The following is a 26,297-nucleotide window of genomic DNA, read 5'->3' as shown; positions in this document are numbered from 1 at the left end:
GTGGGGGAATGGACATCGCGATCGAGATGGGGATCCTTGCTCTGGTGCTGCTGATCTTCGCGTGCACTCCGGCGGCGCGACGGCGGCGCAAGGCCATGGCGGCGCGCAAGCGGTCGAGGTGGTCGTCCTCCGGGAGCTCCGGCAGCTCCGGGAGCTCCGGCAGCTGGTGGGCCGCGGGCGGGGACGGCGGCGGCACGTCCGGCGGGAGCGGGCACCACGGCCACCACGGAGGCGGCGGCCACCACGGGGGCAGCCACCACTCCTGCGGCGGTGGGCACTCCTCGTGCGGGGGCGGCCACTCGTCCTGCGGCGGCGGCGGAGGCTGCGGCTCCAGCTGAGCGCCGCCCCCGGAACTCCGCTCCATATGGCCGGAGTTCGGACTCAAGGGCCGACGGGACGACCGGCCCGTACGCGGTCGCGGCTGTCACGGGGCAGCCGATTCCGCCGCCGGTCGTGCCCGTTGTGCGCCCGGTCGGTTCCGGCCGGCCGGGCGCCTTCTTTCACGCCTGTAGTTGAACGTTTGAACCGAGTGGCCCCCGAGGGGATGGAAACCCCATCAAGTTGGGTAAAAAAGCTGTGAGCGCCGCGCACTTCATGATTCCCTCGCAGATGAGAAACGACGCAGCCCCTCGGACCCCGGGATCAGAAAGTGGTCCCCCGTCCTTCGTTGCGGCCCGAGGCGACCTCGGTCATCCACCCGCCACATGTGTGTTTTGCGGAGCCCACCCATGCTCACGACCCTCAAGACCGCCTACACCGACACGCGTGCCGCCGACCTCGCCTGGGCGCTGGGCCGCGAGCCGCTGCCCGCCCTCGCCGTACTCGACCTCGAACTGACCGGTGCAAAGCTGCAGTTGAGGCTTCTGGGCGCCTCGCACCAGGTGCTCCTCGACGAGGCGGCCGGAACCTGCTCGGAGACCGTTGCCTGCATGCCCGGCAGCAGTACGCCGCTGCCGCTCGGTGTGGCGAAACGCCTCGGGGAGTGGGACTACGAGTTCGCCGCACGGGTCGAAACGCTCTCGCACGGCTCGTTCGCGGGGCGCGCGCAGGAACTCCTCGCGCTCGTCGCCGACCATCCCAACGGACTGGCGGGAACGTTTCCGGGCTCGCCGCACGCCTTCACGGCGATGCTCGCGCAGCGCGGCGACGGCCAGGTGTGGTGGCGCACCTGGCACGCCTACCCGCAGGAAGGGCAGTTGGTGGTGACCCGGACCCGGGTCGGCGTAAGGGTGCCCGCACCCGCCGGGCTCTGAGGCGCTCGATCCCCCGGCGGTTGGCTCCAGTTGAACCCGTGTGGGTGACAGGATGCGAACGGAGTGTGACGTAGCGTTCGCATCATGATCGAACCGCTCCCCGCTCCCGTGAGGAGGCCGCGGTCGGGTCGGTTCCTCGTCCTGGCCGTCGTGTTCATCTGCGCCGCCTGCGGCCTGGTGTACGAGCTCGAACTGGTCGCCCTCGCCTCGTACTTGATCGGAGACTCGGTCACCCAGGCCTCGGTGGTCCTCTCGGTGATGGTCTTCGCGATGGGCGTCGGCTCGCTGCTCGCCAAGCGGCTGCGCTGCCGGGCCGCCGTCGGCTTCGGCCTCATCGAGGCCGCGCTCGCCCTGGTCGGCGGCTGCTCCGCGATGGCGCTGTACGCGACGTTCGCCTGGTTCGGCGGCTCGCGGTACGCCCTGGTCGCTTTCTCGCTCGCGATCGGCATGCTGATCGGCGCCGAGATCCCGCTCCTGATGACGCTCATCCAGCGCGTCTCGCGGCGCGCCGAGGGCGACGCGAGCGGCACGGTGGCCGACCTGTTCGCCGCGGACTACGTGGGCGCGCTCGTGGGCGGCCTCGCCTTTCCGTTCCTGCTCCTGCCCCAACTCGGCCAGCTGACCAGCGCGTTGCTCACCGGCGCGGTCAACGCGGTCGCGGGCGGCGCGCTCGTCCTGCTGCTCTTCGGCCGCGACCTGACCCCGCGCGCCCGCTGGGTGCTGCTCGCCGCCAACGCGCTCGTCCTGGCCACCCTCGCGCTGACCACCGCCCTGGTCGACGACTTCGAACAGGCCGCGCGCCGCGCCGTGTACGGGGGCCAGGTGCGGGTCGCCGTGCAGACCCACGTGCAGGAGATCGTCCTGACCGGCAGGGCCGGGGCGCCCCTCGACCTGTTCCTCGACGGGCGGCTTCGCGTCAACGGCCGCGACGAGTCCCGCTATCACGCGGCCCTGGTGGGTCCCGCGCTCGACGGCGGCCCGCACGGCCGCGTCCTGATCCTGGGCGGCGGCGACGGGCTTGCCGCCCGCGAAGTGCTGCGCCACCCCGGCGTGCGCTCGGTGACCGTCGTCGAAGTCGACCCGGGCCTGGCCCAACTCGCCCGCGAAGATCAGGAGTTGGCGGCCCTGAACGCCCACGCCTACCAGGACCCCCGGCTGCACGCGGTGATCGCCGACCCCTTCCAGTGGCTGCGCGGCGACGGCTACAGCTCGGGAACGTACGACGTCGTCATCACCGATCTGCCCGACCCCGGCATCACCGCGAGCACCAAGCTGTACTCGCAGGAGTTCTACGCGCTCGCCTCGCGCGTGCTGAGCCCCGGCGGGCGGCTCGTGGTGCACGCGGGGCCGGCGAAGGGCCGGCCGCGCACGTTCTGGACGGTCGCCTCGACGGTCCGCGCGGCGGGCCTGACGACGTTCGCGTACCGGGCGACGGGGCGCAGCGCCGGGTTCACCGCGGGCCCCGACCGGGCTCTGGACTCGGCGAAGTCCCCGCACGACTGGGGCTTCGTCCTGGCCGCGAGGCCCGCCCCGCATCCGTTCTCGGCACAGGGAGCGGCATCGGGCCTGCGGCTGCCCGCCGGTACGGAGTCGCTGACACCGCCCTCGGACGCGGCCGCCTTCCCGCCGTCGACGCTGGTGCATCCGCGGTATGCGGACTGAGGGGGAAGCTGTTCGGGGTGGGCGGCCGCACTCCGTAAGCGGGTCGGGTCCGGCATCGGCGCCGCGTTGGCGCAGACGTGGCGGCCGGTGCTGAGTAGGCTCGGTGGCTATGGAGCATGAGGTGTTCGTTCCGGTTGAGGCCCAGTCACTCCGGCAGATGCTGCGCGATCCCGCCCGGGTCGCGCGCTGCGTGCCGGGGCTCCAGCAGGATGCGGGCGAGCCACCCATCGCGGGGCGGCTGAAGGTCCGCCTCGGCGGGAGCACAATCACCTACCGCGGCGCGCTGCGCATCACCGAGCAGGACGACGACGTGTTCGCCATCGAGGGCGAGGGCGTCGAGATCCGCGGCGCGGGCGCGGCCAAGCTCACCCTGACCGTACGGCTGGCAGCGGCCCCCGGCGGCACCACCCTCGCCTTCGCGGGTACGGCGCTCGCGGAGGGCCGGGCGACCGAGGTGCCGTCCGACGCGGCCCAGGCCTCGGCGCTGCGCCTGCTCGACCGGTTCGCGGCGGAGCTGGCCCGGCCGGCCCGGGGCGAGGGCTCCGCGGACGGGTCCGGCGGGCCGGAGGCCGCCGACACCGACCTCAACACGGATCTGGCCGACGGGCCGGGGGAGCGGCCGGCCGGCCGTGCTCCCGGCCTCGACCCCGAACTCGACACGGACCTCAACACCGACCTGGACTCTTCCGGCCCGGGCTCCTCCGACAGGGACTCCTCCGGTGTCGGCTCCGACCTCGGCCCGGAGGATCTCGCCTCCGTCTTCGACGCCGAGGTGCCGCCGCCGTCCCTGGACCCGCTCGCCGACGAGGAGTTCGCCATCGAGGTCGGCGAGCCCATGCCCGCCGAGGCCGCGCACGCCCGCCGCACCATGATCGGCCGCAGCGCCGAGGAGGTCGACCACGCACCGCCGCGCGGCCGGTACGCCCCCGTACCCGCGCCCTCGGGCAGCAGCGCCGGTGCCACCCTGCGCTGGGTCGCCCCGGCCGCCGCCCTCGCGCTGGCGTCCGCGGTCGTGGTCGGCCGCGCGCTGAGGCGCCGGCGCTGAGCTCGTGGCTGAACCCCTGCCCGAGGCTGTCCGGATCTCGGGTGCGGGCGCTGACCCCACAGCCGCGGACCACCGGCTAGGGTCGACGGCGTGAGCAGTGACCAGATCACATTGGGCGCCGGCGCCGTGGAACTGACCGTCGACGCGGGCAACGGCTGCCGGATCAGCAGCCTGCGGATCGACGGCACCGAGGTGCTGCGCCAAGGCGACAAGTACGGCTGCTTCCCGATGGTGCCGTGGTGCGGCCGCGTCGAGAACGGCCAGTTCCGCGACGGCGGCGTGAAGTACCAGCTGCCGCTCAACTCGCCCCCGCACGCCATCCACGGCACCGCCCGCGACCACGCCTGGAAGACCGCGCGGGTCTCCGGCACCGAGGCCGTGTTCACCTACGAACTGGCCGAGCCCTGGCCGTTCACCGGCAAGGTCACCCAGATCTTCGAGCTGACCCCGGACGCGCTGACGGTGACGATGGGCGTGGAGACATACGACAACTCCTTCCCGGCGCAGGTCGGCTGGCACCCCTGGTTCGTGCGGGAGCTCGACGGCAGCCGGGTCGAGCTCGCCTTCGACGCGGAGTGGCAGGAGGAGCGGGGCGACGACCATCTGCCCACCGGGCGGCGCATCCCACCGCTGCCGGGCCCCTGGGACGACTGCTTCGGGATGCCCGACGGCGTCGACGTCACCCTGACCTGGCCCGAGCGGCTCGAACTGAAGGTGACCAGCCCCACCGAGTGGGTCGTCGTCTACGACGAGCAGGACGAGGCCGTGTGCGTGGAGCCGCAGTCGGGCCCGCCCAACGGCCTCAACACCCTGCCCCGCCAGGTCACCCCGATCGAGCCGCTGGAGCTCGCGACGACGTGGACCTGGCGACGGCTGTGACCGGCCGCCTTTAAGCTGGCTGGCATGACTGACGTTCGCGCAGACCTGCTCCAGCAGATCAAGGACAAGGCCGTGGTGCACGGCAAGGTGACCCTCTCCTCGGGGATCGAGGCCGACTACTACGTCGACCTGCGCCGGGTCACCCTTGACGGCGTCGCCGCGCCGCTGGTCGGCCAGGTGATGCTCGACGTCACGGCCGAGTTCGACTTCGACGCGGTCGGCGGACTGACCATGGGCGCCGACCCCGTGGCCGGCGCGATGCTGCACGCGGCCGCCGCGCGTGGCCGCACCCTGGACGCGTTCGTCGTCCGCAAGGCCGCCAAGGCGCACGGTATGCAGCGCCAGGTCGAGGGCCCGGACATCAAGGGCCGCCGGGTCCTGGTCGTCGAGGACACCTCCACCACCGGCGGCTCGCCGCTGACCGCCGTCGAGGCGGTCCGCGCGGCCGGCGCCGAGGTCGTCGCCGTCGCGACGATCGTGGACCGGGCGACCGGCGCCGCCGAGAAGATCACCGAGGGCGCGGGCGTGCCGTACGTCTTCGCGTTCTCCTCGACGGAACTGGGCCTCGCGTAAACCTCGTATAACCGTCGTAACCGAGGTGCGAAAGTCGTGACCTAGGTCCCGGGGCTCGGGCATCCGACCCGTTGACCTGCGCGTTTTTCAAGGGGCGGGCCGTTTCACGTGAAACGGCCCGCCCCTGCTGCGTCCGCCGGGTGGAGCCGCGGTCAGAGTCTGGAAAGATAGGCCGCGACGATGACGTCGCCCCCAGGTCAGGGCCAGCACATATCGCACACCCGCACATCACAAGGAGCGGACAGATGCCCATCGCAACCCCCGAGGTCTACAACGAGATGCTCGACCGGGCGAAGGCAGGCAAGTTCGCCTACCCGGCCATCAACGTGACCTCGACCCAGACCCTGCACGCTGCGCTGCGCGGCTTCGCGGAGGCCGAGAGCGACGGCATCATCCAGATCTCCACCGGTGGTGCGGAGTTCCTGGGTGGCCAGTACAACAAGGACATGGTCACCGGCGCGGTCGCCCTGGCCGAGTTCGCGCACGTCGTCGCCGCCAAGTACGACATCACGGTCGCGCTGCACACCGACCACTGCCCCAAGGACAAGCTGGACGGCTACGTCCGCCCGCTGATCGAGGTGTCCGCCCAGCGCGTCGCCAAGGGCCTGAACCCGCTGTTCCAGTCGCACATGTGGGACGGCTCCGCTGAGACCCTCGCGGACAACCTGGCCATCGGCCAGGAGCTGCTCGCCAAGGCCGCCGCCGCGAAGATCATCCTTGAGGTCGAGATCACCCCGACCGGTGGCGAGGAGGACGGCGTCAGCCACGAGATCAACGACGAGCTGTACACGACCGTCGACGACGCGCTGCGCACCGCCGAGGCCCTGGGCCTGGGCGAGAAGGGCCGCTACCTGCTGGCCGCGTCCTTCGGCAACGTCCACGGCGTCTACAAGCCGGGCAACGTCGTGCTCCGCCCCGAGCTGCTCAAGGACCTCCAGGCGGGCGTCGGCGAGAAGTACGGCAAGCCCTCGCCGTTCGACTTCGTCTTCCACGGCGGCTCGGGCTCCACGGCCGAGGAGATCGCCACCGCGCTGGAGAACGGCGTCGTGAAGATGAACCTCGACACCGACACGCAGTACGCCTTCACCCGGCCGGTCGCGGACCACATGTTCCGCAACTACGACGGTGTCCTGAAGGTGGACGGCGAGGTCGGCAAGAAGTCGACGTACGACCCGCGTACGTGGGGCAAGCTGGCCGAGGCGGGTATGGCCAAGCGGGTCGCGGAGGCGTGCGCGAACCTCCGGTCCACCGGAACGAAGCTGAAGTAATTCAGCGCCGCTGAACATCGGGCCCGGCTTCCCCTTCGGGGGTGGCCGGGCCCGATGCCTTTCCCCACCAGGGTGCGCTGGGGCTCCGCCCCAGACCCCGGGATGCCCCTCCCCGCCCCTTCCCTAGACCCGCCGGGGGTTGTGAAAGGGGTGAAGCTGGGTTTCCTGGGGCTCCGCCCCAGACCCCGTTCGCGCCTTAAGGGCGCTCGTCCTCAAGCGCCGGACAGGCTGAAATGCTCGGTGCGGGCCAGCATGGACGCTGCTAGGGGCGCGGGTTGTGACATGTGCGGCTCCGCCGCGATGGGGGTCCCCCCTGTTCGAGCGAAGCCGAGAACTTGGGGGCACGGCCAGCCACGACGGCCCGCAGGCAAACCACCACCCACCTCCGGCGGGAGCTGAAGCTCCACGCATCTCCGGCGGGAGCTGAAGCTCCACGCATCTCCGGCGGGAGCTGAAGCTCCACGCATCTCCGGCGGGAGCTGAAGCTCCACGCATCTCCGGCGGGAGCTGAAGCTCCACGTACCTCCGGCGGGAGCTGAAGCTCCACGTACCTCCGGCGGGAGCCGGAGCCCCACTCATCCCCGGGCGGAGCCGGAGCCCCACTCATCCCCGGGCGGAGCCGAACCCCCACGCACCCCCGGCGGGAGCCGAAGCCTCACCCACCCCCGGCGGGAGCCGAACCCCCACGCACCCCCGGCGGGAGCCGAAGCCTCACCCACCTCCGGCGGGAGCCGAACCCCCACGCACCCCCGGGCGGAGCAGGAGCCCCCACCCACCCCCGGCGGGTTTCGGGGAGGGGTGGGGTGGGGGACAGATCGGCTGTGGCGGACAACGTACGCATGGGCACCGGCCCCGGCCGCTGGGTGCTGCTCACCACCGTCCTGGGCTCGGGCATGGCCCTCCTGGACTCGACCGTCGTCAACGTCGCCCTGCCCCACATCGGCACCGACCTCGACACCGACATGGCCGTGCTCCAGTGGACCGTCAACGCGTACATGCTCACCCTGGCCGGACTCATCCTGCTCGGCGGCGCCCTGGGCGACCGATACGGCCGGCGGAAGGTGTTCGTGATCGGGGTGGTGTGGTTCGCCGCCGGATCGCTGCTGTGCGGGCTCGCCCCGAACGCCGGGGTGCTCATCGCCGCCCGCGCCCTCCAGGGCATCGGCGGCGCCCTGCTCACCCCGGGCTCCCTCGCGATCATCCAGGCGGGCTTCCACCCGGACGACCGGGCCCGCGCGGTCGGCGTGTGGTCGGGGCTCGGTGGGGTCGGGGCGGCCGTGGGCCCGTTCCTCGGGGGCTGGCTGGTGGACGGCCCGGGCTGGCGCTGGGTGTTCCTCATCAACCTGCCGCTGGCCGCAGTCTGCGTACCCGTCGCCCTGCGCCACGTGCCGGAATCGCGGGACCTGCGCGCCCACACCGGCCGCTTCGACGTCATGGGCGCGGCGCTCGGCGCGCTGACCCTCGCCCTCGTGACGTACGCGCTGATCGAGGCGCCCGGGCAGGGTTCGTCACGGCTGGTCGTCGGGGCGGCGGTGGCCGGGCTCGGCCTGGGGGCGGCCTTCGTACGGCGTGAGCGGCACCTGCCCGACCCCATGCTGCCGCCGGACATCTTCCGCTCGCGGGTTTTTACGGCCGTGAACCTGGTGACGGTGTGCGTGTACGCCGCCTTCGGCGGATTCTTCTTCCTCGCTGCCCTCCAGCTCCAGGTCGTCGCGGGGTACTCGGCGCTCGGCGCGGGCGCCGCGCTGCTGCCGACGACGGTGCTGATGCTGCTGCTCTCGGCGCGTTCGGGCGAGCTGGGGCAGCGAATCGGGCCGCGCATCCCGCTGACCGTCGGGCCGCTGCTGTGCGCGGCGGGGATGCTGCTGATGCTGCGGGTGGGTGAGCACGCGTCGTACGTGCGTGACGTCCTGCCCGCGCTTGTCGTGCTCGGCCTCGGCATGGTCACCCTGGTGGCGCCGCTCACCGCGACGGTGCTCGCGTCGGTCGACGAGGGGCGGGCGGGGCTTGCCAGCGGCATCAACAACGCGGCCGCGCGGGCGGCGGGCCTGATCGCGGTGGCGGCGTTGCCGCTGGCCGCGGGGATGGGGCCGGAGGCGTACCGCTCGGCGGCGGAGTTCGGGGCGACGTTCCGGCGGGCCATGCCGATGTGTGCGGGGGCGCTGGCGCTGGCCGCCCTGGTTGCCTTCTTGACCGTACGGCGGCCGGCGGCGGCGGTCGTGCCGGAATGCCGCATGCAGTGCGGGGTGTCCGGCCCGGCCATCGAACCCGACCGGGGCGAGTCGCCCCTTTGAACCCCCTGGGGCTCCGCCCCGGCCCCCTGGCCCCTCTGGGGGCTCCGCCCCCAACCCCGAGGTCGGCTGCGGACCGTGGGTGGCCGGTCGCGCAGTTCCCCGCGCCCCTGGTGGGCACCCGGCACTCCCGGTCGCGCCCACGCGGCGGAGCCGCACATGTCACAGCCCCGCGCCCCTGGCAGCATGCGGTACTGGCATTTCAGCCTGTCATGGGGGTCCTCCCTGGCCCTTGAGGCCTTGGGGGAGTTTGAGGACGAGCGCCCTTCAGGCGCGAACAGGGTCTGGGGCGGAGCCCCAGGGAGACGGCCTGCACACCTCCTACCCCCGGCGGGTCTCGGGAAGGGGCGGGGTGGGGGAAACTGGCCGCATGTCCATTCACGAGAACCTCCTCGGGGGCCCCGCCCCGACGCACCTCCCCGACGACCCGGAGCCCCGCGAGCTGCTCGCCGGCGGCACCGCACCCGCCGACGTCGCCGCCAAGTACCCCACCTCCTCCCTCGCCTGGGCGCAGCTCGCCGACGACGCGTTCGACGGTGGCCGCATCGTGGAGTCGTACGCCTACGCCCGTACCGGATACCACCGCGGCCTGGACTCGCTGCGTCGTGCCGGGTGGAAGGGGCACGGCCCGGTGCCGTGGGAGCACGAGCCCAACCGCGGGTTCCTGCGGGCCCTGCACGCCCTCGCCCGCGCCGCCCAGGCCATCGGTGAGGACGCCGAGTACGAGCGCTGCACCGGCTTCCTGCGGGACTCCTCGCCGCTCGCCGCCGACACCCTGGGCTGATCCACTCCGGGCCGATCGGGAACGCCCGGGCCGTCCGTGCCATCTGTATGGCTGACACGGACGGTTCGGGCGCTGCGGACGGCACCATCGCACGCGCGCCAGGCCGCATGGACAGGCTGGCGCAGAGGCCCCACTCCTCTCCCCCCAACCCAGCCGGGAGCAGGGGAGTACTCCGTCTTGGGCCAGCGCGGCGCCCACAGCGCACAGCACCACGCAGATCGCAGGGGACGGCGGCGTTTCCGTTCCCGCATGCTGCTCCTCACCGGGTGTCTGCTCGGTGGCACACTCGTCGGCGGGGTCGCTCTCGCCCAGTGGCCCGGCGGGGCGCACAAGCCGGTCGTCGAGCCCGGCAACGTCTCGGCCAGCCCCATGGACGAGCGGCCTCCGCTGCCCATCGAGGCGCCGCCCGCCAAGCCGTCCCCGTCGGGCAGCAGCAGTACCAAGGTGGACGTACCGGCCTCCGGGCCCGGCACCTTCACCACCGCCCAGGCCTCCGGCAAGGTCGTCGGCACCGGTGGCCCGCTGCGCCGCTACGAGGTGCAGGTCGAGGACGGAGTGGATGTGTCGGCCAAGCAGGCAGCCCTCGACGTCCAGACGATCCTCGCCGATCCGCGCAGCTGGGCCGCCCACGGCAAGGGCCGCTTCCAGCTGGTGTCCAGCGGTGGTGACGTCGTCATAAAGATCGCCACGCCCAAGACCACCGACAAGCTGTGTGCTGCCAACGGTGACACAGGCGGCGAGCTGAACTGCGAGGTCACCGGTGGTGTCATCGTCAACCTCAAGCGCTGGGTGACCGGTTCGCCGCAGTACGACGGGCCCGCCGCCGAGTACCGGCACCTGATCATCAACCACGAGATAGGCCACATGATCGGCTACCACCAGCACATGGCCTGCCCGGGTCCCGGAAAGCTCGCCCCGGTGATGATGCAGCAGATCAAGGGCCTGAACGGATGCAAGTCCAACGCCTGGCCGTACACCGCCGACGGGACGTTCGTCACGGGGCCCTCGGTGCCCTGACGAAGTGCGCACAAGCGTGCTTATGATGCCGGTGGGGACCGGGGCTCCGATGCCGACCAAGGAAGGGGCGGACCGCTACCCGGACACATCGAGGAGACAGCGATGTCATCACAGATGTCCGAACCGGTCACGCCGCCCGAACAGGGCGACGAGCCGGAGACCCCGAATCTGGACTTCGAGGGCACGACACCGTACGAGGACTACGTCCAGGCGGACGTGCTCACCCACCTCCAGCACCTGCGCTCGGACGACCCCGGCGAGATGGTCTTCCTGGTCACCACCCAGGTCATGGAGCTGTGGTTCACGGTCATCGTGCACGAGTGGGAGACCGCCTCGCGGGCGCTGCGCGCGGACCGGGTGCCGGTCGCGATCGACGCCCTGAAGCGTTCGGTACGGGAGCTGGAGGCGCTCAACGCCTCGTGGACGCCGCTGGCGCAGCTGACCCCGGCGCAGTTCAACTCCTACCGGTCCGCGCTCGGCGAGGGCTCCGGATTCCAGTCGGCGATGTACCGGCGGATGGAGTTCCTGCTCGGCGACAAGTCGGCGTCGATGCTGGTGCCGCATCGGGGCGCGCCCCGCGTGCACGCCGAGCTGGAGAAGGCGCTCGGCGAGCCGAGCCTGTACGACGAGGTGCTCGCGCTGCTCGCGCGGCGCGGGTACGCCGTTCCGTACTCGGTCCTCCAACGCGACCTGACCCGCAAGTACGAGCCGTCCGCCGAGGTCGAGGCGGTCTGGGCCGAGCTGTACGCGGGCGACCAGAACGGTGAACTGGTGCGCCTGGGTGAGGCGTTGACCGATGTCGGCGAGCTCGTGTGGCGATGGCGCAACGACCATCTCGTGGCGACCCGGCGGGCCATGGGTGCCAAGTCCGGCACCGGTGGTTCGGCCGGGGTGGCCTGGCTGGAGAAGCGGGCCACCAAGAACGTGTTCCCCGAGCTGTGGACGGCACGCAGCCATGTCTGAGGCACTGGCCAAGAAGGCCGCGGCACTGGACGCCGCAGACGAACTTGCCCGGCACCGCGAGCTGTTCGCCCTCGACGACGGCGTGGTCTACCTCGACGGGAACTCGCTGGGCGCGCTGCCCCGGCACGTTCCCGCCCGTATGCAGGACGTCATCGCCCGCGAGTGGGGGCAGCTGCGCATCCGGTCCTGGGAGGAGAGCGGCTGGTGGACCGCGCCGGAACGCATCGGCGACCGGATCGCCCCGCTCGTCGGCGCGGCGCCGGGCACGGTCGTGGTCGGCGACTCGACGAGCGTGAACGTCTTCAAGGCGCTGGTGGCCGCGGTCCGGCTGGCCGGTGACGACCGGGACGAAATCCTGGTCGACGCCACGACGTTCCCCACGGACGGGTACGTGGCGGAGTCGGCAGCCCGCATGACGGGCCGTCGGATCCGGGCCCTGGCGCCGGACGAGATGGTGTCCGCGCTCGGCCCGCGTACGGCGGCGGTCCTGGTCAACCACGTGGACTACCGCACGGGGCGCCTCAACGACCTGCCCGGCATGACGGCGGCGATCCGGTCGGCCGGAGCCCTGGCCGTCTGGGACCTGTGCCACAGCGCGGGCGCGCTGCCGGTCGGCCTCGGTGCGCACGGCGTCGACTTCGCGGTGGGCTGCACCTACAAGTACCTGAACGGCGGACCGGGTTCACCGGCGTACCTGTACGTACGCGGCGACCACCAGCCCCGCTTCGACACCCCGCTGCCCGGCTGGAACTCCCACGAGGACCCCTTCGGGATGCGGCCGGCGTACGTGCCGGGCGAGGGCGCGGTCCGGGGCCGGGTCGGCACGCCGGACATCCTGTCCATGCTGGCCCTGGAGTCGGCGCTCGATGTGTGGGACGGGGTCGCGATCGAGGCGGTGCGAGCGAAGTCCCTGGCCCTGACGGACTTCTTCCTCGAATGCGTCGAGGCGTACGTTCCGGCGGGGCGGGTGTCGTCGGTGACGCCGGTCGCGCATGCGGAACGGGGCAGTCAGGTGTCCTTGAGCTGCGCGGAGGCGGGCGAGGTGATGCGTGCCCTCACCGCGCGGGGTGTGGTGGGCGACTTCCGCCGGCCCGACGTCCTGCGCTTCGGCTTCACACCGCTGTACGTGGGCTTCGCCGATGCGGAGCGGGCGGCGACGGAACTCGCGGCGCTGGTGGGCTGAGCTCCGCCGCACCCGCGCAACCGCCCCCGTGTAGGTGCCCCGGACGCCCTGATAGCGTCCGGGGCGCCCGGGTGATCAACCGGCTTGGCCTGGCGAAAGGTTGGGGAATGACGGATCCCGCAGAGCGCGACGCGGCCGAAGAGGCCTCCGCCTTCTCCCATCCACCCGTCGCGCCCGACACCACCGCCGCGTACGGCCCCCACCCCGACCAGGTGATCGACTTCTATGCCCCCCGGGGCGGCGGCCACACCGGCGCCCCCCTCGTCGTGCTGCTGCACGGCGGCGCCTGGCGGGCCCCGTACGACCGCATGCACGTCACCCCGTTCGCGGACTTCCTGGCCCGGCGCGGATTCGCCGTGGCCAACGTCGAGTACCGGCGGGGGAGTCTGCTGCCGCAGCAGGGTGGCGCCGGTCCGGTGGCCGGGCGCTGGCCCGACACCTTCGACGACGCGGCGGCGGCCCTGGACGCGCTGCCCTCCCTCGTACGCGATGCCGTCCCGCAGGCCGACCCCGGCCGCACCGTACTGGCCGGACACTCGGCCGGCGGCCACCTCGCCCTGTGGGCCGCGGCCCGGCACGTACTGCCGGCCGGCTCCCCGTGGCGCACCCCCGGCCCCGCGGCGCTGCGCGGGGTTGTGGCGCTCGCCCCCATCGCCCACTTCGCCACGGCTGTGGAGCTGGGGGTCTGCTCAGGGGCTGTCCTCCAGCTGCTCGGCGGGGAAGGGGAGTTGGACTCACGTGGCCCGCACGCCGACCCCGCCGCCCTGCTGCCCACCGGGATCGCCACGGCCGTCGTGCAGGGCCGGGAGGACATCGTCGTGCCGCAGGCCGTGGCGGAGGCGTATGTCGATGCGGCGGCCCGGGCGGGGGAGATGGTGGGGCTCACCCTGCTGGAGGGTGTGGGCCACTTTCCGCTGATCGACCCTGCGGCTGACGCGTGTGCGGTGGTGGCGGAGGAGATTGCTCAGCTGGCGTACTGAGCGCGTCCGCAGCATGTGGTGCAGGCGCTCCCGGGCCGCGCCCCGAACCCCCTGGCTTCGGCGCTCAGGCAGCCGTACCGCCGAACACCCCGCCCCCAAAGGCGAGCTCGGCGAACCGCTCCCCCATCCTGCGATGCGTCTTCGCATCCGGATGCAGCGCATCCGGCAGTGGCAGCTCCGCTGTGTCCTCCTCCCCGTACAAGGAACGGCCGTCCAGGTAATGGACGTGGGGGTCGTCCGCCGCGCGGATCGCCACTATCTCCGCCAGCTTCTCCCGGATGGTGGTCAGCGTCAGGCGGGTCGGGTCCGTCGCGTCGCCCGTTGCACGGAACCTCAGGCGGCCGGAGGCCAGTTCCGTGAGGTCCGTGGTGCACGGGCCCGGGGTGGTCTCGTGGATGGGGCACAGGATGGGGGAGATCACCAGGAGCGGGGTGGTGGGGTGGCCGTCCCGGATCGTGTCCAGGAAGCCGTGCACCGCCGGGACGAACGCACGCAGCCGCATCACATCGTGGTTGACCAGGTTGATGCCGATCTTGACGCTGATCAGATCCGCGGCCGTGTCCCGCATGGTCCGGGCCGTGAACGGGTCGAGCAGGGCGTTGCCGCCGAAGCCCAGGTTGATGAGTTCTGCGCCGCCGATCGAGGCGGCCAGTGCGGGCCAGGTCGTCGACGGGCTCGCCGCGTCCGAGCCGTGGCTGATCGAACTGCCGTGGTGCAGCCACACCTTGCGGCCCGAATCCGGCACCGGTTCGACGGGTGCGTCGGTGCGCAGGGCGATCAGCTCCGTCGTTTCGTTGTGCGGTAGCCAGATCTCCACATCTTTGGTGACGTCGGGCAAGTCGGTGAAGTGGAGGGTGCCGACCTTGCCGGGCTCGGTCGTGACGGAGCCCGTACTCATGTCGATGGTCACGGTGTTGCCGCCCGCCACGCTGCCCTGACCTGCCGGGCGGCCGTCGACCAGCAGGTCGTACACGCCGTCCGGGCGAGGCGGGGCGCCCACGTACACGCGCTTGGTCGGCAGCGTGTCCAGCTCGACGGTCGTGGCCCGGGTGCGGAAGGCGAGGCGTACGCCGGAGGGCTGGGTCTCGGACATGGCGAGCTGCGCGTCGACGCCCCGGGCGCGGGCCTGGGCGGGCAGCCTGTGCGGCAGCACGCCGTGCTCGGTGTGCTCCAACTCGATGGCGCCGCGCAGGAGTTGAGCGGTTATGGGGGTCGTCTTCAGAGGCGTCATGAGGCCGGCCACTTCCGTAGTAGGGCGTCGAGGGCGTCCAGTGTGCGCTCCCAGGTCTCCTGGGTGTCGGGCGCGCTGTGGCTGAACCCGCCGCCCATCTCCAGGCTGATGTAGCCGTGGAAGACGCTGCCGAGCAGCCGCACGGCGTGCGTCTGGTCCGGCTCCGGCAGGTCGTAGCCGCGCAGGATCGCCCGCGTCATCTGCGAGTGCCTGCGGCCCGCGCTCGCGGCCGCCGCCTCCGCGTCGAGCCGCAGCTGGGTCGCGGCATAGCGGCCGGGGTGCTCGCGGGCGTAGTCGCGGTAGGCGTTGCCGAGCGCGGCCAGGGCGTCCTTGCCGGACCGGCCGGCCACGGCGTCGGCGACCAGGTCCGCGAGTTCCGCAAGGCCGAGCAGGGCGATCCTGGTCTTGAGGTCCTGGGAGTTCTTCACGTGCGAGTACAGGCTCGCGACCTTGACGTCGAACTGTCTGGCCAGCGCCGAGACGGTCACCTGCTCGAAGCCGACCTCGTCGGCCAGCTCCGCGCCCGCCAGGACCAGGCGCTCGGTGGTCAGTCCTACCCGTGCCATGCCCTTCCTCCCTCTCGTCCGTCTCGCCTCGATCGCTCTGTCGGCCCGAAGCCTGCCTTAGGCAGATATCAGATTGCCTAAAAGTTTTAGGCAATCTACCGTGGTATTTATGAAGCCGCTGACCGAGCAAGAGATCCGTGCCGCCTTCGTGAACTGCACCAAGGGCGAGGCCAAGCGCCTGGCCGTGCCGCGCGACCTGGCCGACCGGCCCTGGGACGACCTGGACTACCTCGGCTGGCGCGACCCGCAGGCGCCCGACCGGGGCTACCTCGTCGTCGAGCTGGACGGCCGGCCCCACGGCGTCGCCCTGCGCTGCTCCAGCGCCGCCGTCGGGCAGCAGCGCCGCAGCATGTGCTCGCTCTGCCTGACCACCCACTCCGGCGGTGTCTCGCTGATGGTCGCGCCGAAGGCGGGCAAGCCCGGCAAGCAGGGGAACTCGGTCGGCGCGTACATCTGCGGCGACCTCGACTGCTCGCTCTACGTACGCGGCAAGAAGGACGCGGGCGTCGGGGCGCGGCTGCACGAGACGCTGACCGTGGAGGAGAAGATCGGCCGGACCGTGGCGAACATCGCCTCCTTCGTCGCCAAAGTGACGGCCGCCTGACCCGAACCACCCCGGGCTCGTGGCGGCGTGTAGTCCCTGAGGCGGACCCCGCAGGATCCCCATCGGGCCGGACGCCCCGGCGGGGCCCGCCGCCTACCTTGGTGGGTGTGAACGAGACGACCAGGCTCCGACAGGGGAGCGGCAGTACAGCGGCCGGTGGCGGTACAGCGGGTGGTGGCGCCGAGCGCACTCCGGAGTTCCGGCTGGCGATGGACGCGTACGGAGGGCTGCGCAGGGACCTGTTCCACGACGCGTTCGCCTACCGGCCGCTCCCGCGCATGAGGACCGACGGCGTGATCACGCGCCGGCTCCCGGGCCGCATGCGCGAGGCCGCGGCCTGGACCCCGCACGCCGTGGTCTGCTTCCTCGCCTTCATCTCCCTGCTGTTCGGCTACACGCCCAGCCTGAACGGACTCGGCAGGGGCCTGGCCGGGATGCTGAGCGGGCTGATCGTGGCGGTGCCGGTGGTGATGACGCTGGTACGCCCCGTCGGCGCGTTCTGGCTGTCCTGCGGGGCCACGCTCCTCATCGGCCTGATGGGCGACCACGGCAGCATGACCCCGTGGACGCCCGGCACCGTCTTCATGCACCTCAGCGTCCTGGCCGTGGTGGCGCTGCGCACCCGGCCCCGCGTCGCGGTCTGGATGTGGGCGGTGACCGTGGCCCTCGGCGTGGTGGTGGGCACCGTCCGCGGCCGCACCGACTCGCTCGGCAGCGTGCAGATGGGCTTCTTCTACGGCGTGGTCCTGCTCGTCATCTCCGTCGTGCACATCCGCAAGGACGCCGAGCGGCAGGTCAGCGCGGAGAAGTCGGTCACGGCGGTCGAGCGCGACAAACGGACGGTCCTGGAGGAGCGCACCAACATCGCGCGCGAGCTCCACGATGTGGTGGCCCACCACATGTCGGTGGTCGCCATCCAGGCCGAGGCCGCGCCGTACCGGGTCGAGAACCCGCCCCCCGAGCTCGCACAGGCCTTCGCGACGATCCGCGAGAACGCGGTGGCGGCCCTCACCGAACTGCGCCGGGTGCTCGGCGTCGTACGCGCGGAGGACTACGAGGCGCCGGACGCCCCCCAGCCCACCCTCGCCGACCTGGAGGGCCTGCTCGAGAACGTCCGCGAGGCCGGGCTCCCGGTGGAGAAGGTGATCACCGGTGCGGTACGGGAGCTCCCGCAGGGCGTCGAACTCTCGGCGTACCGGATCATCCAGGAGGCCCTCAGCAACACCCTGCGGCATGCGCCGGGCGCGGGGGCGCGGGTGGAGATCGGGTACGTTCTGGGCGGGCTCGGCCTGCGCGTCGTGAACGGCCCCGCGACCTCAGAGGCGGGCCCCTCGCAGGGTTCCGGGCACGGGCTCACGGGCATGGCGGAGCGGGTGGCGATGCTCGGCGGCGTGATGACCGCGGAGCGGACGGGGGAGGGCGGGTACGAGGTGACCGTCTTCATCCCGGTGGAGCCGGCCGAGCCGGAACCGGAGCCGGAGTCCGGGGCCGGCCCGGGGGCCGCGAAGACGATCAGAATGGACAAGCAGGCATGACGATCAAGGTCTTGATCGTCGACGACCAGATGATGGTGCGCGAGGGCTTCTCCGTACTGCTCGGCGCGCAGCCGGACATCGAAGTCGTCGGCGAGGCGGTCGACGGCCGAGAGGCGGTCGCCCAGGTGCGGGCGCTGCGTCCCGATGTGGTCCTGATGGACATCCGCATGCCCGGCATGAACGGCATCGAGGCGACGCGCGAGATCGTGGCGTCGGACGACTCCTCGAAGGTGCTCGTCCTGACCACGTTCGACCTCGACGAGTACGTGTACCAGGCGCTGCGGGCGGGGGCGTCGGGCTTCCTCCTGAAGGACGCCTCCGCCCGTCAACTCGCCGAGGGCGTACGGGTGGTGGCGTCCGGGGAGGCGCTGCTCGCCCCCTCGGTGACCCGGCGGCTGATCAACGAGTTCGCGCGGGTGGTGCCGGTGCAGCGGGCGGGGGCGGCCGCGCCGGCCGGGCAGGTGGAGGAGCTGACGGACCGCGAGACGGAGGTCCTGGTCCTGATCGCCCAGGGCCTCTCGAACCAGGAGATCGCGGACCGGTTGGTGGTGGCGGAGTCGACGATCAAGACCCACGTGAGCCGGGTCCTGGTGAAGCTGGGCCTTCGCGACCGCACCCAGGCGGCGGTGTACGCGTACGAAACCCGCCTGGTGACCCCGGGTTAGCCCCCCCCACCCCGCCCCTTCCCGCTGTGACACTCTGCGGCTCCGCCGCGTGGCCTCCGGGGGTGTGGATGGGCTGAGCTGGACTCCTGGGGCTCCGCCCCAGACCCCGTTCGCGCCTTAAGGGCGCTCGTCCTCAATCGCCGGACAGGCTGAAATGCCCGGTGCGGTCCAGCATCGACACCGCTAGGGGCGCGGGGAACTGCGCGAGCAACCACCCACGGTCCGCAGGCTGACGGCTGTCGTGGGTCCGGGGCGCAGCCCAGGAGAGTGCGGCACCCACCCTGCTAGGGGCGCGGGGAACTGCGCGAGCAACCACCCACGGTCCGCAGGCTGACGGCTGTCGTGGGTCCGGGGCCGCAGCCCAGGAGAGTGCGGCACCCACCCTGCTAGGGGCGCGGGGAACTGCGTGACCAGCCACGCACGGTCCGCAGGCTGACGGCTGTCGTGGGTCCGGGGCCGCAGCCCAGGAGAGTGCGGCACCCACCCTGCTAGGGGCGCGGGGAACTGCGCGACCAGCCACCCACGGTCCGCAGGTAACGGCCACACGGGGTCCGGGGCGCAGCCCAGGGGAGCCCGTACCGCACTCCGCCAGGCCAGCCGCAGGCAGCCCGCACTTGACACACCGGCACCCCTCAACCCCGCCCCCTTGAACACCGCCCACCCGCACCCCATTGTCGAGCCCATGGACCCCACCACCCTCTTCCGCCCAGGCGCAGCCGACTTCGTCGCCAACCCCTACCCCGCCTACGCGGAGCTACGAGCCGCCGGGCGGGTGCACCACTACGCCCCCACCAACCAGTGGCTCGTCCCGCACCACGCGGACGTATCCACCCTCCTGAGGGACCGCCGGCTCGGGCGGAGTTATCAACACCGGTTCACCCACGAGGAGTTCGGCCGCACACCCCCACCTCCCGCGCACGAACCGTTCCACACCCTCAACGACCACGGCATGCTCGACCTCGAACCCCCGGACCACACCCGCATCCGCCGGCTCGTCTCGCAGGCCTTCACCCCCCGTACCGTCGAGCGGCTCGCCCCCACCGTGCACCGCCTCGCGGAACGCCTCGTCGACGACTTCTGCGCGGCCGGCGGCGGCGACCTGCTCGCCCAGGTGGCCGAGCCCCTCCCCGTCGCGGTCATCGCCGAAATGCTCGGCATCCCCGAGGCGGACCGGCCCCTCCTGCGTCCCTGGTCCGCCGCGATCTGCGGCATGTATGAGCTCAAACCGGGTGAAGAGACGGCCGCCCATGCCGTACGGGCATCGCTTGAATTCAGCGCCTATCTGAGGGAGCTGATCGCAGAACGCCGCCACAGCCCCGGCGAGGATCTGGTCTCCGCGCTCATCGCGGCCTACGACGGCGACAGCGGCGGCGATGCGGCCCGCCTGACCGAGCAAGAGATGATCTCCACCTGCGTGCTCCTCCTCAACGCCGGCCACGAGGCCACCGTCAACACCACCGCCAATGGGTGGTGGGCCCTGCTGCGCAACCCCTCCCAGCTAGCCGGGCTCCGAGCCGCGCCCGACACGCAACTCCACACTGCCATCGAGGAGTTGATGCGCTACGACACCCCGCTCCAGCTCTTCGAGCGCTGGGTGCTCGAAGACATCGAGTTCGCCGGGCGGACGCTCCCGCGCGGCAGCGAGGTCGCCCTTCTCTTCGGGTCCGCCAACCGCGACCCCGCCCGGTTCGCCGATCCCGACACTCTCGACCTGACCCGCGCCGACAACCCCCACATCTCCTTCGGTGCCGGAATTCATTACTGCCTCGGCGCACCCCTCGCCCGCCTCGAACTCCAGGCATCCTTCGGGCAGTTGCTCAAGAAGGCGCCCCGGCTGCGGCTGGCCGCCGAACCGGAGTGGGGCCCCGGCTTCGTCATCCGGGGGCTCACACGCCTCCAAGTGGAGTGCTGAACGACCGCTGCTCAGCCGGCGATGTCCCTTCGGCGCAGCGCCCCAAGCCCCGCCCCCACCAGCACCGCCGCCACCACCGTCAACAGCACCACCGGCGTCCACGCCATCTCCGGGCCGGGCAGCTTCGGCAGGTGGCCGAAGGGGGAGACGTCCAGGACGGCCTGGGGCAGGTTCAGCGCCGGGCCGATCCAGCCCAGGGCCAGGCACAGGCCCACCGCGCCGAGCGCCGCCTGTGCCAGCTTCGGGAACGCTCCGAACAGCAGCACCGCCAGGCCCGCCAGCGCCCAGATCGCGGGGAGCTGGACCAGGGCCGCGCCCAGGATCGGGCCGGGCTCCCTGCCGTACCCGGCCGCCAGGCCGAGCCCGCCGACCACCATGATCAGTGCGGCCCCGCCGAACGCCATCACCAGATGCCCGGCCGCCCACCGCACCCGGCTGACCGAAGCCGCCAGGACCGGTTCGGCCCGCGCACCCGTTTCCTCGCTGTGCAGCCGCAGTACTGAGGACGTGGCGTACAGCGCCGCGAGCATCCCCAGCATCCCGGCCATCGTCGCCAGGAACGCGTCGGTGATCCCCGACTGGCCGCCCATCCGCTGGATGATCTCCTTCGTCTGCGCGTTGTCGCCGACCAGATCGGCCGCCCCGTCCGTCATCCCGCCGAACAGCAGCCCGGCCAGGGCGAATCCGAGCGTCCAGCCGATCAGGCCGCCGCGCTGCAACCGCCGGGCAAGCCCGTATGCCGTCGAGATGCGCCCCTCGGCAGGACCCGGCCGGGGCGGCACGAAGCTCATCCCGATGTCGCGCCGCCCGGCCAGGACGTACGCCGCCGCGCCCTGCGCGAGCGCCGCCGCCACGATCAGCAGCAGCGCCCACCACCGCTCGCCCGCGTACGGCCGCACGTTCTCGGCCCAGCCCAGCGGGGAGAGCCAGTCGAGCACCGAGGAGGCGTCCCGCGTCGCGGTGTCGCCCGCCGCCTTCAGCAGGAACGCGGCGCCGAGGACCGCCCCCGTGAGGCCCTTCGCGAGCCGGGCGCTCTCCGTCAGCTGCGCCGTGATCGCCGCCATGCCGGCGAACAGCATCCCGACCGCCCCGGTCGTGAGGCCGAGGGCCGCCGAACCCGCCGTGTCTCCCGTCGACTTGGCGAGCCCCGACGTGATGATCAGGGCGACCAGCGCATTGGCCACGAAGGCCGCCGACAGCGCCGATGTCAGCGGCGCCCGCCGCCCCACCATCGCCGAGGACAGCAGCTCCTGGCGGCCGGTCTCCTCTTCCTCCCGCGTGTGGCGTACGACGATCAGCAGGCTCATCACCGCCGCGAGTACGTATCCGAACCCGCCGAACCGCCACGCGGCAAGCCCGCCGATCGAGTCGTCGAAGACCGGACCGTACAGCGCCCGCAGCGAGCCGTTGCCGTTCATCGAGTGCGCCACGTCCGCGCGCTCGGCGGCGGTCCGGTACACCTTCTCCAGGGTGCCCGCGCCGCTCGCGACGAGAGCGCCGAGCGCGACCGACCACACCGGGATCATGACCCGGTCCCGGCGCAGTGCGAGCCTCAACAGGGCGGCGGTGCCCGCCAGTTGACCCGAACCGTGCCCCCGTACCGCCATGGTGGTCATCGCGTCACCGCCTCTTCCTCGGCCCCCGTGTAGTGGCGCAGGAACAGCTCCTCCAGTGTGGGCGGGGTGGAGATCAGGGACCGTACGCCCGACTCGGTCAGCGAGCGCAGCACCGCGTCCAGCTTGTCGGTGTCGACCTGGAGTTTTACCCGGTGGCCCTGACTGCCTTCGATCTCGTGAAGGGCCACGTCGTACACGCCCGGCAGTTGTGCCAACCCGTTGGGCGGGCCCGCGAGTTCGGCGGTGACCGACGTACGGGTGAGGTGGCGCAGCTCGGCGAGCGAGCCCGTCTCCACCGTCCGGCCGCGCCGGATGATGCTGACCCGGTCGCAGAGGCTCTCCACCTCGCTGAGGATGTGCGAGGAGAGCAGCACGGTGCGGCCCCGGTCGCGCTCTTCCTCCACGCAGCTCTGGAAGACCTCTTCCATCAGCGGGTCGAGCCCGGAGGTCGGCTCGTCGAGGATGAGCACGTCCACGTCGGACGCGAACGCGGCCACCAGGGCGACCTTCTGGCGGTTGCCCTTGGAGTAGGTGCGGCCCTTCTTCGTGGGGTCGAGTTCGAACCGCTCGATGAGGTCGTGGCGCCGGGACCGGTCGAGGCGGCCGCCCCTCAACCTGCCGTACAGGTCGATGACTTCACCACCCGAGAGGTTGCGCCACAGCGTCACGTCGCCCGGCACGTACGCCACGTGCCGGTGGAGTTCGACGGCGTTGGCCCATGGGTCGCGGCCGAGCAGCTGGGCGGCGCCGGAGTCGGCGCGCAGCAGGCCGAGCAGGACCCGGATGGTGGTGGACTTCCCGGCGCCGTTGGGGCCGAGGAAGCCGTGCACCTCACCGGCCTCGACGGCGAGGTCGAGGCCGTCGAGCGCGTGGGTGCGCCCGAACGACTTGTGCAGTCCGGCGACCGTGATTGCCTTCGTCATGATTTTGAACGTACAGTACTTTCACGAAGTTGTGAAGTTAAGGAAGCGTATAAAGTCGGCGGCGGAACCGGGGCGGGGTGGCGAGGGGAGACGATGAGCTCATGAGCAGCAGCGTGGACAGGGAGCAAGAGGTGCCGGACGGCCGGGACGAGGACGCGGTGGGCCGGTTCGTCGAGCGGTTCGCCTCCGAGCTCGCCGAGGCGGGCATGCAGCGGATGGCGGCCCGCGTCTTCGCGGCGTTGCTCGTCTCCGAGACCGGCTCGATGACCTCGGCGGAACTGGCCTCGGCGCTCCGGATCAGCCCAGCGGCGGTCTCGGGCGCGGTCCGCTACCTCGCCCAGGTCAACATGGTCGGCCGTGAGCGCGAGCCCGGCTCCCGGCGCGACCGGTACGTCCTGCACAACGAGCTCTGGTACGAGACCTTCACCAACCGGGACCGGATTCTGACCCGCTGGGAGCAGGTCATGAAGGACGGCGTCGCGAGCGCGGGCGGCCCGGACACGGCGGCCGGGGCGCGGATGGCGGAGACGGCGGCGTTCTTCGCGTTCCTGCACGGCGAGCTGTCCCAGTTGATGGACCGCTGGCGCGAGCACCGCACGACCCTGGACCTCCCGCCGATCCCGCCGCGCTGAACACGCCGGCCACCGGGTGCGGTGCCGATCCCGCCGCGCTGAGCCCGTCGGCCACCGGGTTCACGGTGCCGGTCCGCCCCGCCGAACGCCCGGGCCGCCTCAGGCCGGCAGGACCAGCTCCCACGCCCCCGCGAGCGCGGTCCACGTACGGGTGCGGACCGGGCCCGCGACGACCTGGTCCGCGCGGTAGCGGAAGCCGCCCACCGGGCCCGAGATGGTGACGGCCCGCGCGGCTGCCCGGGCCCGCTCGCCGGTCCGGCCGTGCACGACGACCTGCGCGAGCCCGTCGGCGGAGGCGATCGACACCCCCGCCACCGGCCGGTCCAGGTCGCTCAGGAGCACCCCGTCGGCCTCGACGCGCAGCCGGTGCGCGACCGCCGCGGCGACCGGTGCGGGCGCCCGCACCAGGCTGCGTACAAAGGACCGGGCAGCACCCCACACCGAAGGCGGGGCGGCCGGCGCGGGAGGCGGACCGACCGCAGGGATCCTCAGGGCCCCCAGCACCACCTGATCACTGTCGTCGGCGAGCAGATCGAGCCGGTGCCCGGTGCCGTCGAGGGCGGCCCGCGCGGCCGCCACCGCGCCCATCGGCACGCCGAGCGAGCGGGCCAGCCCCAAGGAGTCGGCCGCGCCCACCGGAACCAGGGCGAGCGCGCCCCGGTCGAGCTCACGCTCGCGGTGCAGCAGCGTCACGGTGCGTAGCAGCGCCTGGTCGTCACCGACCACCACGGTGCGCCGGCCGCCCCGCCGGGCCAGCGCCCGCGCAAACTCTTCCGGCCCCTGTGGCCAGCAGATTTTCGCCTGTGCTCCCGCACACAGCACATCCTTCGCGATCCGTACGGACTCGCCGTCAATACGGCGGGCGACCGGGTCGATGAGCACGACGAGCTGGTGCGCAGCCGACACCTCGGTCCTTCCTCGGGTAGCATCTTTGTGCAAGAGCCCCTTGCGCTATTGCGCCAGGGGCTTCGTCTATTCCGGGGCAGCTTTCTACGGTTCAGGCCCATGGTGTACGCATCCACATGTGGAACGCGTATGCCCCTGACCTTGGACATGCCCCGCCCGGAAGGGGTGTACGCCTGTGCCCGCACTTGTGCTGCTCGGTGCTCAGTGGGGTGACGAGGGCAAGGGAAAGGCCACCGACCTCCTCGGTGGATCCGTTGACTATGTGGTGCGTTACCAGGGCGGCAACAATGCCGGCCACACGGTTGTCGTAGGCGACCAGAAGTACGCGCTGCATCTTCTCCCTTCCGGGATCCTCTCGCCGGGGTGCACCCCGGTGATCGGTAACGGTGTCGTCGTCGACCCGGCGGTCCTGCTCTCCGAGCTGAGCGGACTGAACGAGCGCGGCGTGGACACGTCGAAGCTCCTGATCAGCGGCAACGCCCACCTGATCACGCCGTACAACGTGACGCTCGACAAGGTCTCCGAGCGCTTCCTCGGCAAGCGGAAGATCGGCACCACCGGTCGCGGCATCGGCCCGACCTACGCGGACAAGATCAACCGCGTCGGCATCCGCGTCCAGGACCTCTACGACGAGTCGATCCTGGAGCAGAAGGTCGAGGCGGCTCTGGAGGGCAAGAACCAGCTGCTCGCCAAGATCTACAACCGCCGCGCGATCGAGGCCGGCAAGATCGTCGAGGAGATGCTCCAGTACGCGGAGCAGATCAGGCCGTACGTCACGGACACCACGCTCGTCCTGAACAAGGCGCTCGACGACGACAAGGTCGTGCTCTTCGAGGGCGGCCAGGGCACCCTGCTCGACGTCGACCACGGCACGTACCCCTTCGTCACCTCCTCGAACCCGACCGCGGGCGGCGCCTGCACGGGTGCGGGCGTGGGCCCGACGAAGATCAGCCGCGTCATCGGCATCCTGAAGGCGTACACGACCCGCGTCGGCGCGGGCCCGTTCCCGACGGAGCTCTTCGACGAGGACGGCGAGGCGCTGCGCCGCATCGGTGGCGAGCGCGGTGTGACCACCGGCCGCGACCGCCGCTGCGGCTGGTTCGACGCGCCGATCGCCCGCTACGCGACCCGCGTGAACGGCCTCACCGACTTCTTCCTGACGAAGCTCGACGTCCTGACGGGCTGGGAGCAGATCCCCGTCTGCGTGGCGTACGAGATCGACGGCAAGCGCGTCGAGGAACTCCCGTACTCCCAGACCGACTTCCACCACGCGAAGCCGATCTACGAGACCCTGCCGGGGTGGTCCGAGGACATCACGAAGGCGAAGACCTTCGCGGACCTGCCGAAGAACGCGCAGGCGTACGTGAAGGCGCTGGAGGAGATGTCGGGTGCCCCGATCTCCGCGATCGGGGTCGGCCCCGGCCGCACCGAGACGATCGAGATCAACTCCTTCCTGTAAGCGGCCTTGGCATGAGCGGGGTTCCGGCACACCCGGGGCCCCGCTCAGCCGTTTGCGCCCACGCGGCGGAGCCGCACAATGTCACAGCCCCGCGCCCCTGAATGCCATGCGCTGCGCGCGCGAGCGGGCTCTTTGTCCACGGGTCGTGCATGGCTGGTCGCGCAGTTTCCCGCGCCCCTCAATGCCATGCGCTGCGCGCATGCGCCTGCCCTTCGGCCGCGGGCTGTGGGGTGGTTGCTCGCGCAGTTCCCCGCGCCCCTGGCGGCGTCGATGCCGGCCCGCGCCGGGCATTGCAGCCTAATGGGAGCTACGGAGTCGGGGAATGCTTGATTCCGTAGCCGCCAGCAGGT

Annotated in this window: 24 protein-coding genes; 19 read left to right on the top strand and 5 right to left on the bottom strand. The window is 71.9% G+C overall.

Features of this window, described 5'->3' with window-relative positions; genetic code table 11:
- Positions 1 to 8 precede the first annotated feature (8 nt).
- The 13 genes from IE206_RS30165 (at position 9) to IE206_RS30105 (ending at position 13,898) form a co-directional block, all read left to right on the top strand.
- Positions 9 to 338, top strand: coding sequence for a hypothetical protein (locus IE206_RS30165; RefSeq protein ID WP_189967638.1), 330 nt, complete (start codon positions 9 to 11; stop codon positions 336 to 338).
- A 390-nt stretch (positions 339 to 728) separates the two neighbouring features.
- Positions 729 to 1,253, top strand: coding sequence for a DUF2617 family protein (locus tag IE206_RS30160; protein WP_189967636.1), 525 nt, complete (start codon positions 729 to 731; stop codon positions 1,251 to 1,253).
- Between the two features lie 84 nt (positions 1,254 to 1,337).
- Entirely contained in the window at positions 1,338 to 2,915 is a 1,578-nt protein-coding gene (locus tag IE206_RS30155; protein WP_189967633.1) for a polyamine aminopropyltransferase, read from the top strand.
- Between the two features lie 109 nt (positions 2,916 to 3,024).
- On the top strand, positions 3,025 to 3,960 hold the full coding sequence (locus IE206_RS30150) for an SRPBCC domain-containing protein (RefSeq protein ID WP_189967631.1): 936 nt from the start codon (positions 3,025 to 3,027) through the stop codon (positions 3,958 to 3,960).
- A 90-nt stretch (positions 3,961 to 4,050) separates the two neighbouring features.
- Positions 4,051 to 4,839: an aldose epimerase family protein gene (locus IE206_RS30145; RefSeq protein ID WP_189967629.1), complete on the top strand. Its 789-nt coding sequence runs from the start codon at positions 4,051 to 4,053 to the stop codon at positions 4,837 to 4,839.
- Positions 4,840 to 4,863: 24 nt separating this feature from the next.
- Positions 4,864 to 5,412, top strand: coding sequence for an orotate phosphoribosyltransferase (pyrE, locus tag IE206_RS30140; protein WP_053726438.1), 549 nt, complete (start codon positions 4,864 to 4,866; stop codon positions 5,410 to 5,412).
- Between the two features lie 245 nt (positions 5,413 to 5,657).
- Positions 5,658 to 6,680, top strand: a complete 1,023-nt coding sequence (gene fbaA, locus IE206_RS30135) for a class II fructose-bisphosphate aldolase (protein ID WP_189967627.1) — start codon at positions 5,658 to 5,660, stop codon at positions 6,678 to 6,680.
- A gap of 839 nt (positions 6,681 to 7,519) precedes the next feature.
- On the top strand, positions 7,520 to 8,974 hold the full coding sequence (locus IE206_RS30130) for an MFS transporter (RefSeq protein ID WP_189967815.1): 1,455 nt from the start codon (positions 7,520 to 7,522) through the stop codon (positions 8,972 to 8,974).
- Positions 8,975 to 9,341: 367 nt separating this feature from the next.
- Entirely contained in the window at positions 9,342 to 9,755 is a 414-nt protein-coding gene (locus tag IE206_RS30125) for a DUF3151 domain-containing protein (RefSeq protein WP_189967625.1), read from the top strand.
- 249 nt (positions 9,756 to 10,004) lie between these two features.
- On the top strand, positions 10,005 to 10,772 hold the full coding sequence (locus tag IE206_RS30120; protein ID WP_189967623.1) for a DUF3152 domain-containing protein: 768 nt from the start codon (positions 10,005 to 10,007) through the stop codon (positions 10,770 to 10,772).
- A 102-nt stretch (positions 10,773 to 10,874) separates the two neighbouring features.
- On the top strand, positions 10,875 to 11,735 hold the full coding sequence (locus IE206_RS30115; RefSeq protein ID WP_373301004.1) for a tryptophan 2,3-dioxygenase family protein: 861 nt from the start codon (positions 10,875 to 10,877) through the stop codon (positions 11,733 to 11,735).
- Entirely contained in the window at positions 11,728 to 12,918 is a 1,191-nt protein-coding gene (kynU, locus tag IE206_RS30110; protein WP_189967621.1) for a kynureninase, read from the top strand. The genes IE206_RS30115 and kynU overlap by 8 nt, the downstream gene beginning before the upstream one ends.
- 107 nt (positions 12,919 to 13,025) lie before the next feature.
- Positions 13,026 to 13,898, top strand: a complete 873-nt coding sequence (locus IE206_RS30105; RefSeq protein ID WP_189967619.1) for an alpha/beta hydrolase family protein — start codon at positions 13,026 to 13,028, stop codon at positions 13,896 to 13,898.
- Between the two features lie 64 nt (positions 13,899 to 13,962).
- On the opposite strand, the gene IE206_RS30100 is transcribed toward IE206_RS30105, so the two are convergent.
- The gene (locus IE206_RS30100; RefSeq protein WP_189967617.1) at positions 13,963 to 15,129 is read right to left on the bottom strand and encodes a GDSL-type esterase/lipase family protein; all 1,167 of its coding nucleotides are present in this window, start codon (positions 15,127 to 15,129) and stop codon (positions 13,963 to 13,965) included.
- The gene (locus IE206_RS30095) at positions 15,126 to 15,695 is read right to left on the bottom strand and encodes a TetR/AcrR family transcriptional regulator (protein ID WP_189967615.1); all 570 of its coding nucleotides are present in this window, start codon (positions 15,693 to 15,695) and stop codon (positions 15,126 to 15,128) included. The genes IE206_RS30100 and IE206_RS30095 overlap by 4 nt, the downstream gene beginning before the upstream one ends.
- Before the next feature lie 109 nt (positions 15,696 to 15,804).
- Here IE206_RS30095 and IE206_RS30090 point away from each other — a divergent pair, with 109 nt between their 5' ends.
- From IE206_RS30090 to IE206_RS30075, 4 genes are all read left to right on the top strand, one after another.
- Entirely contained in the window at positions 15,805 to 16,299 is a 495-nt protein-coding gene (locus tag IE206_RS30090) for an FBP domain-containing protein (RefSeq protein ID WP_189967614.1), read from the top strand.
- Between the two features lie 209 nt (positions 16,300 to 16,508).
- Positions 16,509 to 17,834, top strand: coding sequence for a sensor histidine kinase (locus IE206_RS30085; protein ID WP_189967811.1), 1,326 nt, complete (start codon positions 16,509 to 16,511; stop codon positions 17,832 to 17,834).
- Positions 17,831 to 18,499 carry a response regulator gene (locus tag IE206_RS30080; RefSeq protein WP_189967612.1) on the top strand — a complete coding sequence of 223 codons (669 nt, stop codon included), beginning with the start codon at positions 17,831 to 17,833 and terminating at the stop codon, positions 18,497 to 18,499. Before IE206_RS30085 ends, IE206_RS30080 begins: the two co-directional genes overlap by 4 nt.
- 682 nt (positions 18,500 to 19,181) lie before the next feature.
- Positions 19,182 to 20,411 (top strand): cytochrome P450, encoded by a 1,230-nt coding sequence (locus IE206_RS30075; RefSeq protein WP_189967610.1) that lies wholly within the window; start codon positions 19,182 to 19,184, stop codon positions 20,409 to 20,411.
- Between the two features lie 11 nt (positions 20,412 to 20,422).
- Here the strand turns inward: IE206_RS30075 and IE206_RS30070 are convergent, their stop codons facing one another.
- The gene (locus IE206_RS30070; protein ID WP_189967608.1) at positions 20,423 to 22,027 is read right to left on the bottom strand and encodes an ABC transporter permease; all 1,605 of its coding nucleotides are present in this window, start codon (positions 22,025 to 22,027) and stop codon (positions 20,423 to 20,425) included.
- Positions 22,024 to 22,950, bottom strand: coding sequence for an ABC transporter ATP-binding protein (locus IE206_RS30065; protein WP_189967606.1), 927 nt, complete (start codon positions 22,948 to 22,950; stop codon positions 22,024 to 22,026). Before IE206_RS30065 ends, IE206_RS30070 begins: the two co-directional genes overlap by 4 nt.
- Positions 22,951 to 23,051: 101 nt before the next feature.
- Between IE206_RS30065 and IE206_RS30060 the strand changes: the two genes are divergently transcribed.
- A complete protein-coding gene (locus IE206_RS30060; RefSeq protein ID WP_189967604.1) occupies positions 23,052 to 23,582 on the top strand; it encodes a GbsR/MarR family transcriptional regulator in 531 nt (176 codons plus the stop codon).
- A 99-nt stretch (positions 23,583 to 23,681) separates the two neighbouring features.
- Here IE206_RS30060 and IE206_RS30055 read toward each other — a convergent pair whose 3' ends face one another.
- Positions 23,682 to 24,488: a diacylglycerol kinase gene (locus tag IE206_RS30055; RefSeq protein ID WP_226598529.1), complete on the bottom strand. Its 807-nt coding sequence runs from the start codon at positions 24,486 to 24,488 to the stop codon at positions 23,682 to 23,684.
- A gap of 175 nt (positions 24,489 to 24,663) precedes the next feature.
- On the opposite strand from IE206_RS30055, the gene IE206_RS30050 reads away from it, so the two are divergent.
- Complete coding sequence (locus IE206_RS30050) at positions 24,664 to 25,947, top strand: adenylosuccinate synthase (RefSeq protein WP_189967600.1); 1,284 nt, start codon at positions 24,664 to 24,666, stop codon at positions 25,945 to 25,947.
- Positions 25,948 to 26,297 lie beyond the last annotated feature (350 nt).

Source organism: Streptomyces violascens (genome assembly GCF_014649955.1).
Taxonomy (GTDB): Bacteria; Actinomycetota; Actinomycetes; order Streptomycetales; family Streptomycetaceae; genus Streptomyces; species Streptomyces violascens.
This window is presented reverse-complemented; position numbering and strand designations above follow the sequence as displayed.